The sequence below is a fragment of the Paludisphaera sp. genome, from assembly GCF_037189885.1.
Taxonomy (GTDB): Bacteria; Planctomycetota; Planctomycetia; order Isosphaerales; family Isosphaeraceae; genus Paludisphaera.
This window is the reverse complement of the sequence record NZ_JBBCIR010000004.1, coordinates 1-16,976: the sequence shown is the minus strand read 5'-3', so window position 1 is coordinate 16,976 and position 16,976 is coordinate 1. Positions and strand designations below refer to the sequence as shown.

Genomic DNA, 16,976 nt, shown 5'->3' with positions numbered 1-16,976 from the left:
GCGCCGGCGCGTCTACAATGGGCGGCCTGACGACGCCCACCCTCTCCACCCACCCGATCGGAGACGACGGATGAGGACCACCGCCCGCCTCGGCCTGTGCCTGGGGCTGCTCATGACGATCGCGCCGGCGATGACCCGCGCTCAGGACCTGGAGCGGCTCAAGTACAACAACCCCGGCCTGGTCGTCGACCTGGGCGTCGGCCTGTGGGCCTGGCCGCTGCCGATGGACTTCGACGGCGACGGCGACCTCGACCTCGTCGTCAACTGCCCGGACAAGCCCTACAACGGCGTCTACTTCTTCGAGAACGCCTCCGGGCCGACCTCCGATCGCAAGCTCCCCGTCTTCAAGCCCGGCCGACGCATCAGCAAGGGCTTGCAGAACGTGCAGGTGAGCCACGTCGACGGCCGCCCCCGCGTCCTCTCGCCGGGGGCCGAGCATCCCGACTTCCTCCGCTCGGGCCTGGAGAATCAGGTCAAGCTCCCCCTGCCCGCCAACGTCCACCCCAATAAGGTGCGTGGCAACTTCTGGCGGTACGTCGATTACGACGGCGACGGCAAGCTCGACATCGTCGTCGGCGCGGATGACTGGACCGATTACGGCTGGGACAACGCCTACGACGCCGAGGGCAACTGGACCCGCGGCCCGCTGCGGGGCTTCGTCTACGTCGCGCGGAACGTCGGATCGAACGACGAGCCGAAATATGAGACTCCGACGCGCCTGACGATCAAGGGCGAGCCTCTGGAGGTCTTCGGCTGGCCCTCGCCCAACTTCGCCGATTTCGACGGCGACGGCGACCTCGACCTCCTCTGCGGCGAGTTCCTCGACGGCTTCACCTACTTCGAGAACGTCGGCACCCGCGAGAAGCCCGAGTACGCGCCCGGCCGTCGATTGAAGGACGCCGACGGGTCGGATCTGACGATGGACCTGGAGATGATCACGCCGACGGCCATCGACTGGGACCTCGACGGCGACCTCGACCTGATCGTCGGCGACGAAGACGGCCGCGTCGCGCTGGTCGAGAACACCGGCGAGCTGGACGCCGACCGCGCGCCGCGATTCCTCCCGCCGGTCTACTTCCGGCAGGAGGCCGACGACGTGAAATTCGGGGCGCTCGCCACGCCGGTCGGCTTCGACTGGGACGGGGACGGCGACTTCGACATCGTCTCCGGCAACACGGCCGGCTACATCGGGTTCATCGAGAACCTGAGCGGCCCCGGCGTCGAGCGGCCGAGATGGGCCGCGCCGAGGATGCTGGAGGCCGACGGCGAGGTCATCCGGATCATGGCCGGGCCCAACGGCAGCATCCAGGGGCCGTGCGAGGCCAAGTGGGGCTACACCACCCTGAGCATCGCCGACTGGGACGGCGACGGCCTCCCCGACCTCGTCGTCAACTCCATCCTGGGCCGCGTCCACTGGTACAGAAACGTCGGCTCGCGCACGGAGCCCAGGCTCGCGGCGGCGAGGCCGATCGAGGTGGCGTGGACCGAGGAGCATCCCCAGCCGCGTCTGGCCTGGGGCTGGCTGCGGCCCGAGGGGGACGCCCTGCTGACGCAGTGGCGGACCACGCCCTTCGCCGTCGACTGGAACCGCGACGGCCTGGTCGACCTGGTCATGCTCGACCAGGAGGGCTACCTCGCGTTCTTCGAACGGGCCCGTCGCGGCGACGGCCTCGTGCTCCTGCCGCCACGCCGCGCGTTCCTCGACGACGCCGGCGAGCCGCTCCGCCTCAACGCCAGGGCCGCCGGCGGCAGCGGCCGTCGCAAGCTCTGCGTCGTCGACTGGGACCGCGACGGCAAGCTTGACCTCCTGCTGAACGCGGCCAACGCCCTGCTCTACAAGCAGGAAGAAACGCGCGACGGCGAGTGGACGTTCCGCAACCTCGGGCTCCTCTCCGACCGCAATATCGAGGGCCACGACGTCAGCCCGACCGTCGTCGACTTCGACGCCGACGGCGTCCCCGACTTCCTCGGAGGGGCGGAGGACGGCCGGTTCTACTTCCTGCGCAACCCCGCCTCCGGCGGCCAGGCGGCGACGCCGTCGGTGGAGGACGACCCCTCGCGAGACGTCCGCGACCTCCTGGCGAAGCAGGTCGAGACGTGGAACGCCGGCGACCTCGACGGCTTCCTCGCGTCCTACTGGAACTCGGCCCACCTGGTCTTCCAGTCGGGCGGGACGCGGACGAAGGGCATCGACTCCACCCGAGACCGGTATCGCGCCCGCTACCTGGCCGAGGGGAAGTCGATGGGCAAGCTCACCTTCTCCGACCTGGAGGTCGAGACCCTCGGCCCCGACGTGGCGCTTGCGCGGGGAGCATGGCGGCTCGCGCGCCCCGACAGCTCCGAACCTCGCGGCCTGTTCACCGTGATCGTCCGCCGCTTCCCCGAAGGCTGGAAGATCGTCCACGACCACACGTCCATCGCCGAGTCGGAGCGGACGCGATGAAGCCTATTCATCCTGGAGAATGATCATGCGATGGTTCATGCTTTTCCTGGCGCCCTGGACCCTCCTCGCGACGGCCGCCTCGTTCGGGGCCGACCTCGGTCCCGTCGCCTGCGATGGGGCCTATCCGAAGCACCTGCAGGGCGTCTGCGCCGACGGCGATGGCTCGATCTACTGGTCGTTCACCACCGAGCTTGTGAAGACCGATCCCGCGGGCAAGGTCGTGAAGCGGGTGGACGTCGCCGATCACCACGGCGACCTCTGCGTCGTCGACGGCGGGGTGTACGTCGCCGTGAACCTCGGCAAGTTCAACGACCCGGCGGGGAACGCCGATTCCTGGGTCTACGTCTATGACGCCGAAGATCTGTCCCTCGCGGCGAGGCACGCGACCCCGGAAGTCCTCCACGGCGCGGGGGGGATCGCCCATGACGGCGGGCGATTCCTGGTCGTCGGCGGGCTGCCCGATGGCGTGAACGAGAACTACGCCTACGAATACGACGGCGGATTCAACTTCGTAAGGCGGCACGTCCTCGCCAGCGGTCACACGCACCTGGGGATCCAGACCGCCGCGTTCGCCGACGGCCATTGGTGGTTCGGCTGCTACGGCCGGCCGAGGTCGGCCGCGGGCCCCGCGACGCCGCCGATCCTCCTCAAGGCCGACGCCGCGTTGACCAAGGTCGAGCGGTTCGAGTTCGATTGCTCGCTCGGCGTGCTGCCGATCGGCGGGGGCAAGTTCCTGATCGCGCGCGGCGGGCACGTCGACGGGAATGGCCACACGGGCAACGTGGTTTCCGCCGTGGCGGACGACGCGGCCGGCCTGAGGGTCGTCGACTGACGCGGCGCCGCCGATCCTCGGATCAGACTTCCAGCCCCACGGCGCGCATCAGGGCGAGGGCGTTGGAGTGCGTCACGACGCCGGGGTGCATCCGATAATCGAAGCGCATCTCGCCGTCCTCGAAATGGTCCTCGAAGTGGACGTTGCGGGTGCTGGGGCCGAGCCCCGCGACGATGTCGGCCAGGGCCAGGTCGTGGGTCGTCAGCAGGCCGATGGCGCCGCGGTCGAGCAGGCCGCGGATGACGGCCTCGGCGCCAATGCGACGGTCGCGGGAGTTGGTGCCGCTGAATAGCTCGTCGAGCAGGAACAGCAGCGGGATCGGCCCCCGCGAGAGGTCGACGATGCGGCGGACGCGGGTGATCTCGGCGTAGAATCGCGAACGCCCGGCCTGGAGCGAGTCCTGCACGCGGAGCGTCGCGCCGATGGCCAGCGGAGAGAGGACAAGCCTCCGCGCCCGCGCCGGCGCGCCGGCCTGCGCCATCACCGCGGCCGCGCCGATCGACCGCAGCAGCGTGCTCTTGCCGGACATGTTCGACCCGCTCACGACCATCGCCCGGACCTCCTCGCCGAGCGTCACGTCGTTCGTCACGCAGACGGCGCGGGGGATCAGCGGGTGGCCCAGGCCCTCGGCCTCGAACCGGGCGGGACCGGCGACGACCTCGGGGAAGGCGTCGGCCGGGTTCTCGGCGGCGTAGACCGCCAGCGCGGAGAGGGCCTCGAACTCCCCGACCGCCGCGAGCCAGCCGGCGATCCTCGGGCCTTCCTCCGCGCGCCAGGCGTCGATGCGCATCGCGAACTGCGTCCGCCACAGCAGGACCAGCGCGAACGGCAGGAAGAACTGGTTGTTCCGCGTGTCCAGCAGGTGGATCAGGCGCCCCAGCCGCCGGATCCGCTCCGACGCGGGCCGGCCGTCGGTCTCCAGCTTCTCGCGGATGGATCGCAGGGCCGGCGCGTGCATCGGCTCGCGCTCCAGGCGGTCGAGCAGGCCGGCGAGGATCATCAGGTCATGGCCCCGCTCGTCGACCTGCTTGAGGACGGCGTCGGCCCGCCGCTCCAGCAGCTTCGCGAAGGCGCCTTCCACGAGCAGCACCAGGACGAACAGCAGGAACTGGGGGACGTCGCGGGTCCAGAGCCAGTTGGCGAGGGCCGCCGCGCCGATCGTCGCGAGCACGGCCGCGGCGATCCGGACGCCGTTCGACGGGAAGACCGGCGGCGCCTCCCCCCAGGCGGCGAGCGTCGCGGGGTCGACGCCGGATCGCACGTCCGCGCCGAGGAGTTCCAGGTCCTCGCGGAGGTCCAGCCGAGGGCGCAGCTCCCGGACGGCCTCCTGCCGCGCGGTCACGATTTCCGGCGGCGCGGGATCGAGCAGCCACGAGGCCAACGTCTCCTCCCCCGCCCTGGTCCTCGCCGTGCAGAGGCGTTCGAACAGCGAGCCGGCGCCGAAGACGTCGATGTCCGCCGCGTAGGGGTGTTCGAGGTCCAGGAAGCCTTCCCCCGTCGCGCCGGTCCCGGCCCAGCGGTCCTCCAGCCGGGCGAGCCCGCGGCGATAGAAGTCGATCGTCCGCGTGGCTCGGACCGCCCGCCGATGGATCGGCTCGTGCGCGAGGACGAGCGCGGCCAGGACGCCGAGCGGCGCGGCCAGCCACCACCACGAGATCCAGCCCGCCACGTAGATGAAGACCCCGAGCGCGATCGAGGCGAGGAAGGCGAGGAGCCGGGCGTCGGCGACACGGGCGTCGAGGCCGTCCCACCGCTCGCGGGCTCGCTCGTGGAGGGCCAGGCGTCGTGAGTATTCGGCGTGGATGTCCGCGGGAACGTCGCCGGTGTCGGTCATGGGTCGGTGTGTCGCCAGGGTGGAGAGGGGCCAGGCCCAACCGTAGCGGATCGGGCGCCGAGTCTCAAGGCGGCGGGGGTAGTGCATCCTCTCGCGACGTCCGGTCGCATAGAATGGGGCCGTCGAGCCCGAGCGTGTCACCGGCGGACCATCCATTCCCGGAGGGCGTCCCGACCGCCATGAGCCAGGCCGAAGTCCGTTCCATCGACGCCCTGCGCGACTTCCGCGCCGCCCTCGCCCTCTACGGCGAGGACGTCCTCGCCGCGCTCGGCGCGGTCGACGCGGAGATCCGCCGCACGGTCCAGTGGCTCCAGCAGGATCGGCCCTACTTCTGGCAGGAGCAGATCAAGCGCCGCCGCGAGCGGGTGGCCGCGGCCCGCGCCGACCTGTTCCGCCTCAAGCTCCAGAAGACGCCGGAGCACCACCCGTCGCTGGCCGAGCCCAAGGAGCGGCTCCGGCAGGCCGAGGCCGCCCTCGCGGACGCCGAGAGGCGGCTGATGCTCACCCGCAAGTGGCAGCCGGCGCTGCACCTGGCCGTCATCGAGTACCACGGGACCGTCCAGCGGCTGAAGGACGCCGCCTCGGCCGACGTCCCCCGCGCCATGGCGCTGCTGACGCGGATCGTCGAGGCCCTGGAAGCCTACCTCCAGGTCCAGCCCCCCGACGGCCGCGGCGCGGAGGCGGCCCGCGCGACGCCCGCCATGGAGTCGATCGCCCGCGACGCGATCGACCGCGACGACGAGGAGGGGCCGAGCCCCGCCGCCCCCGAGGAGGCCCCCTGACGTGGCGAACGCGAAGGTGATCGCCGGGGCGACCCGGCTCAAGCAGACGATCCGCGTCCTCAACGACCACTGGCTCGTCACGGAGGAGGCCTGGGGCGACGCCGTCCGTCGCCGATTCGAGGACGCCCACCTCGCCCCGCTCGCGCCGGCGGTCGACTCGGCCGTCGCCGGGATGCAGAAACTCGCCGAGGTGCTCGACCAGGTCCGCCGCGACTGTTCCGACCGGAGCGAACTCTCGTGAGCACGACGATGCCGGCCGAAACCGCCCCCCCCGCGTCCGCCGGCCCGCCGGCCGACCCGCTCCGCGCCCAGCGCGACGCCCTGCGCGACCTCGCCGCCGCCGTCGCCCGCCGCGCCGAGGCCGAGGCGGCGATCGCGGAGGCCCGTCGCGCCCGCGACGCCGAGGCCGACCGCGAGTACGTCGCGAAGAAGGAGGCCCTGACGCGACGGATCGACCAGCTCGAACGCGACATCGCCGCGGCCGACGAGAAGGCCCGCCGCGAGATCGCCGAGTCCGCCGCCGCCGCCGAGGCCCAGGCCAAGGAGGAGTTCGCGTCGGGGAGCCGGCGGATCGCCGCCGAGTTCGACTCGCTCCGGCAGACGGCCAAGACGAAGCTCGCCCGCGAGAAGTCCGACGCCCTCGGCGGCCACGAGGCCGGCAAGAAGGTCGCCGCGAAGGAGCACGCCGCGGGCTCGCGGCCCATCCAGGACGCCGTCGAGATCCTCGATTCGTGCCGCCATCGACTCGCCCAGCTCGCCGCCGACTACGCCAAGTTCGGCCTCGACCCGACGCCCCCGCCTTCGTCGCGCGAGTCTTACGACAAGTACGCGGAGCCGGTCGACGAGCTGTTCGAACGCCTCTCGCGGATGCAGCAGCCGCTGAAGCTCCTCGAACGGCTGATCATCCCGCGCTCGCTCGCGGGGGCTAGGGAGGCGTGGGTCTACGTATCGACGGCGGCCCTCGGAGGGGTGCTCGGCCTCTGGTCGGGCCTCGGCGGGACGTCCGCGCTGGTGCTCGTGGGGGTCGGGCTGGCGATCGGGCTGGCCCTGCGGATGAAGCTCGTCGAGCTGGCGAAGCATCAACTCCTGCGCCTGTACGACCCGCTGATGAAGTCGACCGCCGACGCCCAGGTGCTGGCCGATTACTGCAAGGCCCGCGTGGACGGCCGGCTCCAGGAGGCGCTCAAGACGCTGGCCGCCCGGTCGGCCAGGGACCAGGAGCAGGCGAAGGAGCGGCACACGCTGGCGATCGCCCAGGGGGAGGCCGACCGCGACGAGCGCCTGCGCCACATCAACGAGGTCTACGGTCGCAAGCTCCGGGAGAACCAGGAGCGCCGGGACGCCGCGACCCGCGACGCCGACGAGGCCCGCGCCCGCAAGTCGGCCGACCTGAAGGCCAAGGCCGAGGCCGGCGCGAGGCGGGTGGAGGACGAATTCCGCGCGGCGAAGGATCGGGCCCTCGCCGCCGACGAGGACGACCGCAGGGCCATGGCCGCGGCGTGGCGCGAATCGACCTCGGCCGCGCTGGCGGCCCTCGACGACGTCGCCCGCCGCGCCGAGGGGTACGGCCTGGACTGGTCGGCCCCGGACGCCGACGCCCGGCCCCTCCCCGCCGAGCTCCCCCCCGCCCTGCGGTTCGGGACGGTCGAGGTCGCCCTGGACGCCCTGCCGGGCGGGCTGCCGGCCGACCCGTCGCTGCGCGAGGGGATCCCGAAGGCCGTCAACCTGCCGGCGCTCCGTCCCTTCCCGGCCGCGGCGAACCTCCTGGTGGAGACCCCCGCCGAGGGCCGCGCCGCGGCGTCGACCGCGATCCAGGCGGCCATGCTACGGCTGCTCACCGGCGTCCGGCCGGGCATGGTCCGGTTCACCATCGTCGACCCGATCGGCCTCGGCCGGGGCTTCGGCGCGTTCATGCACCTGGCCGATTACGACGAGGCGCTGGTCAACAACCAGGTCTGGACCGACGCCCGGCAGATCGCCGACCGCCTGGCCGACCTGGAAGCCCACATGGAGCTGGTCACGCAGAAATACCTGCGCAACGAGTACGCCAGCATCGAGGAATACAACGCCGCGGCCGGCGAGGTGGCCGAGCCGTACCGCGTCCTCGTCGTGGTCGACTACCCGAACAAGTTCGACGAGAAGGCGGCGTCCCGGCTGGCGTCGATCGTCGCCGGGGGCCCGCCGTGCGGCGTCCTGACCCTCATCGCGGTGGACGAGGGGCGCGACGCCCCGGCGAGTTGTCGCCTCGCCGACCTGCGCCCTTACTGCACGCGTCTCTTCTGGAGGGACGGCGCGCTCGCCTGGGACGACCCGGAGCTGGGCTCGTATCCCTTCACGCCCGACGCCCCACCCGTGGGCGAGCCGGCCACGCGGCTGATCCAGCGCATCGGCGAGGCGGCGCGGGCGGCGAGGCGCGTCGAGGTCCCCTTCGACTTCATCGCCCCCGAACCCGACGCCTGGTGGACCCGCGACAGCCGCTCCGGGATCGACGTGCCGCTGGGGAAGGCGGCGGCGTCCAAGCGCCAGCTCCTGGCCCTGGGGAAGGGGACGTCCCAGCACGTGCTGATCGCCGGGCGGACGGGCTCGGGCAAGTCGACCTTGATGCACGCCATGATCGTCAACCTGGCGCTCGGGTACGGGCCGGACGAGATCGACCTGTACCTGATCGACTTCAAGAAGGGGGTCGAGTTCAAGGTCTACGCCAGCCACGCCCTGCCGCACGCGAGCGTCGTCGCGATCGAGAGCGAGCGCGAGTTCGGCGTCAGCGTCCTGGCCCGGCTCGACGCCGAGCTGAAGATCCGCGCCGACCGCTTCCGCGCCGCCGGCGTCCAGGACGTGCGCGGCTTCCGCGACGCGCCGGGGTCGCCCCCCCTGCCCCGCATCCTGCTGATCGTCGACGAGTTCCAGGAGTTCTTCGTCGAGGAGGACAAGCTGGCTCAGGAGGCCGCCGGCCTGCTCGACCGCCTGGTCCGCCAGGGCCGCGCGTTCGGCATCCACGTCGTCCTGGGCTCGCAGAGCCTCGGCGGCGCGTTCACTCTGGCGCGGAGCACGCTGGGGCAGATGGCGGTCCGCGTCGCCCTGCAATGCTCCGAGGTCGACTCGCACCTGATCCTGTCCGAGAACAACACCGCCGCCAAGGCCCTTTCCCGCCCCGGCGAGGCCATCTACAACGACGCCAACGGCGCCCCCGAGGGGAACCACCCGTTCCAGGTCGTCTGGCTGGGGGAGGACCGCCGCGAGGAGTACCTCGACAACCTCCGCGACCTGGCCGAGCGCCGGCCCCCCGTCGAGCCCCGGGCCATGATCGTCTTCGAGGGGGACGCCCAGGCCGACCTGGCGGCCAACCCGGCGCTGCGCGAGCGCCTGGACGCCGACGCCTGGCCGGAGTCGCCGCGGTCGGCCCTGGCGTGGCTCGGCGACCCGGTCGCGATCAAGGAGCCGACCGCCGCCCTGTTCCGTCGCCAGGCGGCCAACCACCTGCTCATCGTCGGCCAGGACGAGGAGGCCGCGCTCGGGGTGACGGCCTCGGCCCTGGCGAGCCTGGCCTCGCAGCTCCCGCCGGCCGCCGACGACCGCGCCCGCGTCGGCGCGAGGTTCTGGATCCTCGACGGCACGCCCGAGGACTCGCCGCGCGCCGACGCCCTGCGGCATGTCGCCGAGGCGCTGCCGCACGGCGCGAGGGTCGGCGGCTGGCGCGAGGCCCCGGCGTTCGTCGCCGAGGTGGCCGACGACCTGAAGCGGCGTCGCGAGCCAGACGGCGGCGACGGCCCCGAGCTGTTCCTGTTCGTCCACGACCTGGCCCGGTTCCGCGACCTCCGCCGGCAGGACGAGTTCCAGTTCGGCGTCCGCGAGGAGGAGGGGCCGGCCGACCTGATCGACCTGATCCTCCGCGAAGGGCCCGGCCTGGGGATCCACCTGGTCGCCTGGTGCGACACGGCGACGAACCTCAACCGGACCGTCTCCATGCAACAACTCCGCGAGTTCGGCATGCGGGTCCTGTTCCAGATGAGCCCGACCGATTCCGGCCAACTCCTGGACTCCCCCGCCGCCGCCAAGCTCGGCGCGAACCGGGCGTTGTACTCCAGCGAGGACCAGAACCGCGTCGAGAAGTTCCGCCCCTATCAGCCGCCCGACGACGCCCTCCTGGCCCGACTCCGCGACCGCCTGGGCTCTCGCTGAAGTTGGCTTCGTTCGCGCGCCGCGAGACTCGGCGATTTCGCCTTAAATCGTTTGGCGTCAGTCACATGCAACGCCGCGAATTTGGCTTCGTTCGTCGTATTCGAAGTGGTTTCTCGCAATTCGCCGACTTGTCGAGAGCGTCGAGGGGTCCCCCGCGCGCCCCCGCGTCCGCGATCGCCGTCGGATCGCTCCGTAGTTGGCTTCGTTCGCGCGCCGCGGCACCGGGCGATTTCGACCCAATTCGTTTATCCGACACAACATACGCCTCCGCGAAGTTGGCTTCGTTCGTCGTTTTCGAAGTGATTTTCTCGCGATTCGTCGTCGCGTCCCGGGCGTCGGGGCGTTTCCGGCGGTCTCCCTCGCGGCGAGGTCGCGTCTCGGCCGTCCCCGCATGGGCGCGCGACCGGCGTCTCGCTTGCGAGCGGGGTGTCGCATGGGCCTTCGCGGCCTTGTACCGATTCCTGGATTTCAAAGAGCGCGATCATTGAACATCTCGAACAGTCCGCGGGGGGCGCGGGGGGATTTCATGTTTCCGGGATATTTTCCGGATTCGGCCGAAGCCGAAAGCCGCGCCCTCCCCCGCCGTTCCGTTGTCGAGGCCGGGGCCGAGCGGTTACAATCCACTCCCGCCGTAGGAGATTTCGCGGGTCCTGGGCTTTCGTCGGAGCGTGGCTGATGGCCGATTCGACCCCGTTGAAGACTCCCCTGCATGACTGGCACGTCGCCCACGGCGGCCGGATGGTCGATTTCGCGGGCTGGTCGATGCCCGTGCAATACTCCGGCATCGTCCAGGAGCACCAGGCCGTCCGGAACGGCGTCGGGCTGTTCGACGTCAGCCACATGGGCCGGCTCGCGTTCGACGGGCCCAAGGCGGTCGACTGGATCGACACGGTCGCGACCAACAACGCCTCGGCGCTGGAGCCGGGGAAGATCCAGTACAGCCTGCTGGCCAACGACCTGGGCGGGCTGATCGACGACATCCTCGTCTACCAGCGGCCGGACAAGGCCTACTACGTCGTCTGCAACGCCTCGAACCGCGAGACCGTGATCAGGCAGTTCGCCGAGCACCAGGAGAGCTTCAAGGCGAGCCTGGCCGACAGGACCCTGGAGACGGCCATGATCGCCGTGCAGGGGCCGTCCGCGCAGGCGACGCTCCAGCCGCTGGTCGACAAGCCGCTCGACGGCCTGAAGTTCTACCGCGTGATGAACGCCAAGGCGGCCGGCGTCGACGCCCTGGTCAGCCGGACGGGCTACACGGGCGAGGACGGCTTCGAGGTGATCGTCCCCGCCGCGAACGCCGAGGCCGTCTGGGCCGCGCTGATGGAATCGGGCGCGCCGTTCGGCGTCGCGCCGATCGGCCTGGGGGCCCGCGACACGCTGCGGTTCGAGGCGGGCATGCCGCTGTACGGCCACGAGCTGACGGACACGATCGACCCGTTCGCCGCCGGCGTGGGCTGGGCCGTGAAGCTCGACAAGGGGGACTTCGTCGGGGCCGAGGCGCTGCGGCAGCAGGCCAAGAACCCCGGCTCGAAGCGCGTCGGGCTGCGGCTGGAGGGGAAGCGGATCGCCCGGCAGGGGTCGACCGTGACGTCCGGCGACCGGACGCTCGGCGCGGTCACGTCGGGGACGTTCGCGCCGACGCTCCAGCAGAGCCTGGCGATGGCCCTGATCGACACCGATTTCGCCGCGCCCGGCACGAAGGTCGTCGTGGACGTCCGGGGCAAGTCCGAGCCGGCCGAGGTCGTCCCGCTGCCGTTCTACAAGCGGCCCCGGGCCTGACCGGCCGCCCCCCGTCCCCATCCATCAACGTCACCTCCAGCATCCCGAGCCCAGGAACCCGTCCATGGATCCCAAGACCTTCCGGTACGCCGCGTCCCACGAGTGGGTCTCCGTCGAGGGGGACACGGCCGTCGTCGGCCTGTCGAAGTTCGCCGTCGACCAGCTCACCGACCTGCTGACGATCGACCTGCCCAAGGCGGGCGACAAGCTGACGGCCGGCAAGACCTTCGGCGAGGTCGAGAGCGTCAAGTCGGTCAACGACCTGTACGCGCCGATCGGCGGCGAGGTCGTCGAGGTCAACCAGGCGGTCGTCGACGACGTGCAGGTCCTCTCCGAGGATCCGTACGCCAAGGGCTGGCTCCTGAAGATCAAGGTGGCCGACCCCTCCGAGGTCGAGAAGCTCATGGACCACGCCGCCTACGAGAAGAAGGTCGCCGAGGACGACCACTGAGGACGGCCGCCGGGCCGGAGCCTCCGACTCAACGGCCTTCCCCCCTGGTGGGGGAAGGTGGCCCGGAGGGCCGGATGAGGGGGGGGCGAGCGAGACGGCCATCCGATGTTTGGAGGGGCCTTCCCCGGCGGTAAGCCCGGTCCTGGGCCCCGAATCCCGAGGCTCCGCGGGAAAGCTCCCCCTCCTCTGACCGCTTCGCGGTCCGTCTTCCCCCTCCAGGGGGGAAGACCGTTCGAAGCCAGGCTTCGCGACGCAACTTCATTTTGGGAACGACATGGCCTACATCGCGAACACGCCCGACGACGTCCGAGCCATGCTGGACGCCGTGGGGCTGGATTCCCTGGACCGGCTCTTCGACATGATCCCGCCGGAGTACCGGCTGGACCGCCCGCTCCGGATCCCCCCGGCCCTGACCGAGTTGGAGCTGACCCGCGAGATCGGCGGCCTGATCGCCCGCAACGAGGGGGCCGACCGCCGCGTCTGCTTCCTCGGCGCGGGGGCCTACGACCACTTCATCCCGGCGGTGGTCGACGCCCTGGCCTCGCGCGGGGAGTTCTACACCTCGTACACGCCGTACCAGGCCGAGGCCAGCCAGGGGACGCTCCAGGCGGTGTTCGAGTACCAGACGCTCGTCGCCCAGCTCACGGGGATGGACGTCTCCAACGCCAGCCTGTACGACGGCGGCTCCGCCGTGGCCGAGGCGTCCCTGATGGCCATGGCGACCAACCGCCGCGCCGGCCGGGTCGTCGTGGCGGGGACCGTCCATCCCGAGTATCGCCGCGTCCTGCGGACGTACCTCGAATACCTGGAGCCCGAGGTCGTCGAGGTGCCGGGCAAGGACGGCGTCGCGGACGTCGACGCGATCGCCGCGGCGCTCACCGACGACGCGGCGGCCCTGGTGATCCAGCAGCCGAACTTCCTCGGCCGGCTGGAGGACGTGGAGACCCTCTGCGCCGTCGCCCGCGACCGGGGCGCGGCGGCGGTCGTCAGCGTCGACCCGATCTCGCTGGGCCTGCTCAAGCGGCCCGACGCCTACGGTGCCGACGTGGTGACGGCCGAGGGGCAGTCGCTCGGCAACCCGCTCTCGTTCGGCGGGCCGTACCTGGGGATGCTCGCCTGCAAGTCCGAGTACCTCCGCAAGCTCCCCGGCCGCGTCGTCGGCCAGACCACCGATCGCAACGGCAAGCGTTGCTGGGTGCTGACCCTCCAGACCCGCGAGCAGCACATCCGGCGCGAGAAGGCGACCTCCAACATCTGCACGAATCAGGGGCTGCTGGCGCTGCGGGCGAGCATCTACCTCGCCGCGATGGGCCCGCGCGGGCTCCGCGAGGCGGCCGAGCAGTCGGCCCGCAAGGCCCATTACGCGGCCGACGCGCTGGGCAAGGCGGGCCTGCCGCTGGCGTTCCCCGGCCCGTTCTTCAAGGAGTTCACCGTCCGTTGCCCCAAGGACCCGGCGGCCGTGCTGAGGAAGGTGGGAGAGGCCGGCTTTCACGGCGGCGTCGCGCTCGGGCGCTGGAGCCCCGAGCTGGCCGATTGCATCCTGATCGCCGTCACCGAGAAGCGGACGAAGGGCGAGATCGACGGCCTGGCCGACGCCTACAGGCGGGCGCTGGCCTCCGTTTGACGCCCCCGCGCGGCCCAGGCACGACCGATCCACACCATATCCCCCGGCGACCCATGTACAAGCTCGACCTGCGCCCCCTGCTCTTCGAAGCCAGCCGCCCCGGGCGGTTCACCGCGGTCCTCCCGGCGTCGGACGTCCCGGACGCGCCGTTGACCGACCTGATCCCGGCGGAATTCCTCCAGGACGCCCCGCCCCCCCTGCCCGAGTTGAGCGAGCTGGACGTGGTCCGGCACTACACGAACCTCTCGTCGCTCAACATGTCGATCGACGCGAATTTCTACCCGCTCGGCTCCTGCACGATGAAGTACAACCCCAAGCGGCACGAGCGGCTGGCGTCGCTCCCCGGCCTGGGGGCGCAGCACCCGTACCAGGACGATTCGACGCTCCAGGGGCTGCTGGCGATCCTGCACGGGCTCCAGGAGGATCTGGCGGAGATCGCCGGGCTGGAAGCGGTCAGCCTCCAGCCGGCCGCGGGTGCCCAGGGCGAGCTGGCGGCGTTGCTGGTCGCCGCGTCGTACTTCCGCGACCAGGAGCCGGACCGTAGGCGGACGCAGGTCCTCATCCCGGACAGCGCCCACGGCACCAACCCGGCCTCGGCGAACCTGGCTGGGTTCGAGACCGTGACCGTCAAGAGCGACTCGCGCGGGCTCGTCGACCTCGAGGACTTCAAGGCGAAGCTCAGCGACGAGGTCGCCGTCTTCATGATCACGAACCCGAACACGGTCGGCCTGTTCGACCCGCAGATCGGCGAGATCTCGCGGCTGCTCCGCGAGCGCGGGGCGTTGATGTACCTCGACGGCGCCAACATGAACGCGATCCTCGGCGTCGTCCGCCCCGGCGACATGGGCGCCGACCTGATGCACTACAACCCGCACAAGACCTTCTCCGGCCCCCACGGCGGCGGCGGCCCCGGCGCCGGCCCGATCGCCGTCCGGGCGAAGCTCGCCCCGTACCTCCCCGCGCCGATCGTCGGCCGCCGCGAGGACGGGACGTATTTCCTCGACGACGACCGCCCGAAGGCGATCGGCAGGGTCCGCGCGTTCTTCGGCAACACCGGCGTCCTGTTCCGGGCGTACTGCTACATCCGGACCCTGGGGCCCGACGGCCTCAAGCGCGTGGCCGAGCACGCGGTCCTCAACGCCAACTACCTCCTGCACCTGGTCAAGGACGTCTACCCGGTGCCGTGCGGCGACCGCTGCATGCACGAGTTCGTCGCGTCTTGCCGGTCGCTGGCGAGGGACCGGGGCATCCGGGCGATGGACGTCGGCAAGCGGCTGATCGACTACAACTTCCACGCGCCGACGGTCTACTTCCCGCTCATCGTCTCCGAGGCCCTGATGATCGAGCCGACGGAGACCGAGAGCCGGGAGACGCTGGAGGCCTTCGCCGCCGCGCTGCTGGCGATCGCCGCCGAGGACGCCGAGTCGCTGCGAGAAGCCCCGTTCACCACGCCCGTCAGCCGGCTCGACGAGGTCAAGGCCGCCAAGACGCCCGTCCTGCGCTGGACCCCCTGACCCGACGGCCCCGGCGCCCCGGAGCCCCCCCATGAGCCAGCCGGACGACTTCGACTCGACGCCTCCCCGCCCCCGAAGGCCGAAGCCCACGCCCGGCCCCGACGACCCGCCGCCGAACCCGCCCCGCGCCGGGTTCGGCGAGTCCACCTTCCGGCCCACGCCCGGCTCGGGCGCGCCCCGGCCCGCTCGCAAGGGGTCGGGGGGGCCGAGGACGGAGGTCCCCGCGGCCGGCCCGAAGTGGTACGAGCGGATCCTGTTCGGGCGGGTCAGCTCCGGGCAGCTCGCGCAGTTCTGCCGTCAGTTCGCGTCGTACCTGCACGCGGGGGTCGACTATGACCGGGCCCTCTCCAGCCTGGGCCGCCAGTACAAGGGGACGGCGCTGGGGCCGGTCGTGGAGCGAGTGCGCGGGCGGATCAAGGCGGGCGCGACCCTGGAGGACGCGACCGAGCCGGAGCGCGACGTCTTCGGCCCGGTCTTCCAGAGCATGATCGCCGTCGCCGAGGCCCGCGGCGGCGTCCCGGAGACCCTCCGGAGCCTGGGGGCCTCGTTCGAGGCCCGCCAGCGGCTCATCCGGCAGGCCCGATCGGCGATGATCTACCCCGTCATCGTCCTGTTCCTGGCCACGACGATCGCCTGCCTGATGGCGATCTACATCCTGCCGATGTTCGCCGAGCTCCTCTCCGACATCAGCAAGAAGGCCCAGCTCCCCTGGGCCAGCCGGGCGATGATGGCGTTCAGCCGGTTCGTCTCCGGCGGCGGCTGGTGGCTGATGCCGATCGTCCTCATCGGTGCCCCCCTCGCGCTCCTGCGGTGGCACCGCACGCCCGCCGGCCAGGCCGTGCTGGACCCGATCCTGCTGCGGATCCCGGTCCTGGGCACGATCTTCCGCAAGCTGGACGTCGGCCGGTTCGCGCGGACGCTCGCCAGCCTGCTCGACGCGGGGGTGGACGTCGGCAGCTCGATGGACCTGACCGCTCGGGCGATGGCCACCGCGCCCATGCGGAACGCCGTGCGGGCGGCGAAGGCCCCCGTCATGGACGGCGGCGAGCTGAGCGGCGCGCTGTCGCGGAGCGGTTGGTTCGGCCCGGACGTCATCGCGGTCCTGGAGTCCGGCGAGGAGACGGGCAAGCTCCCGGAGACGCTGAACCACCTGGCCGACGACTACGAGGAGCAGGTGGCCTACATGGTGAAGAACCTGGGCCAGTTGATCCAGCCGCTCCTGGTGCTGATGATCGCCGGCTTCGTCCTGTTCATCATCCTGGCCGTCTTCCTGCCGTACATCCAGGTCATCACGTCCCTGGCGGGGGGCTGAGCCCGCCGGCCCGGACCACCGGCGAGGGAGCCTCGCGGCCCCCCTCCTCCCGCCAGGAACGCGCCCGGAACCGCTCTGCCGAAGATACAGCCAGGGGATGCGCGTCCCCCCTTCTCCCCTCGCGGGGGAAGGGACGCTCGTCACTGGCTTCCTCTTCAGACTTCCCGCGAAGCAGCCTGGAAACGAAAGAGGCCGGACCTCGCGGTCCGGCCTCTCGTCTTTGGCG

General features: G+C 71.5%; 11 protein-coding genes. 10 read left to right on the top strand and 1 reads right to left on the bottom strand.

The genetic code is table 11. The features are described from left to right. Positions 1-70: 70 nt before the first annotated feature. Positions 71-2,443, top strand: a complete 2,373-nt coding sequence (locus tag WG209_RS00685; protein WP_337173059.1) for a nuclear transport factor 2 family protein — start codon at positions 71-73, stop codon at positions 2,441-2,443. A gap of 25 nt (positions 2,444-2,468) precedes the next feature. Next, positions 2,469-3,275: a hypothetical protein gene (locus WG209_RS00680; protein WP_337173058.1), complete on the top strand. Its 807-nt coding sequence runs from the start codon at positions 2,469-2,471 to the stop codon at positions 3,273-3,275. Positions 3,276-3,297: 22 nt separating this feature from the next. Here the strand turns inward: WG209_RS00680 and WG209_RS00675 are convergent, their stop codons facing one another. After that, positions 3,298-5,109: a DNA mismatch repair protein MutS gene (locus WG209_RS00675; protein ID WP_337173057.1), complete on the bottom strand. Its 1,812-nt coding sequence runs from the start codon at positions 5,107-5,109 to the stop codon at positions 3,298-3,300. 179 nt (positions 5,110-5,288) lie between these two features. Here WG209_RS00675 and WG209_RS00670 point away from each other — a divergent pair, with 179 nt between their 5' ends. The 8 genes from WG209_RS00670 (at position 5,289) to WG209_RS00635 (ending at position 16,750) form a co-directional block, all read left to right on the top strand. After that, positions 5,289-5,891 carry a hypothetical protein gene (locus tag WG209_RS00670; RefSeq protein WP_337173056.1) on the top strand — a complete coding sequence of 201 codons (603 nt, stop codon included), beginning with the start codon at positions 5,289-5,291 and terminating at the stop codon, positions 5,889-5,891. Between the two features lies 1 nt (position 5,892). After that, entirely contained in the window at positions 5,893-6,132 is a 240-nt protein-coding gene (locus WG209_RS00665) for a hypothetical protein (protein ID WP_337173055.1), read from the top strand. Then, positions 6,129-10,070 carry an FtsK/SpoIIIE domain-containing protein gene (locus tag WG209_RS00660; RefSeq protein WP_337173054.1) on the top strand — a complete coding sequence of 1,314 codons (3,942 nt, stop codon included), beginning with the start codon at positions 6,129-6,131 and terminating at the stop codon, positions 10,068-10,070. Before WG209_RS00665 ends, WG209_RS00660 begins: the two co-directional genes overlap by 4 nt. Positions 10,071-10,745: 675 nt before the next feature. Continuing rightward, positions 10,746-11,849 carry a glycine cleavage system aminomethyltransferase GcvT gene (gene gcvT / locus WG209_RS00655; protein WP_337173053.1) on the top strand — a complete coding sequence of 368 codons (1,104 nt, stop codon included), beginning with the start codon at positions 10,746-10,748 and terminating at the stop codon, positions 11,847-11,849. 64 nt (positions 11,850-11,913) lie between these two features. Beyond that, a complete protein-coding gene (gcvH, locus tag WG209_RS00650) occupies positions 11,914-12,300 on the top strand; it encodes a glycine cleavage system protein GcvH (protein WP_337173052.1) in 387 nt (128 codons plus the stop codon). 274 nt (positions 12,301-12,574) lie between these two features. Further along, a complete protein-coding gene (gene gcvPA, locus WG209_RS00645; RefSeq protein WP_337173051.1) occupies positions 12,575-13,924 on the top strand; it encodes an aminomethyl-transferring glycine dehydrogenase subunit GcvPA in 1,350 nt (449 codons plus the stop codon). A gap of 53 nt (positions 13,925-13,977) precedes the next feature. After that, positions 13,978-15,438 carry an aminomethyl-transferring glycine dehydrogenase subunit GcvPB gene (gcvPB, locus tag WG209_RS00640; RefSeq protein ID WP_337173050.1) on the top strand — a complete coding sequence of 487 codons (1,461 nt, stop codon included), beginning with the start codon at positions 13,978-13,980 and terminating at the stop codon, positions 15,436-15,438. Positions 15,439-15,469: 31 nt separating this feature from the next. Further along, positions 15,470-16,750, top strand: coding sequence for a type II secretion system F family protein (locus tag WG209_RS00635; protein WP_337173049.1), 1,281 nt, complete (start codon positions 15,470-15,472; stop codon positions 16,748-16,750). The last annotated feature ends 226 nt before the right edge of the window (positions 16,751-16,976 follow it).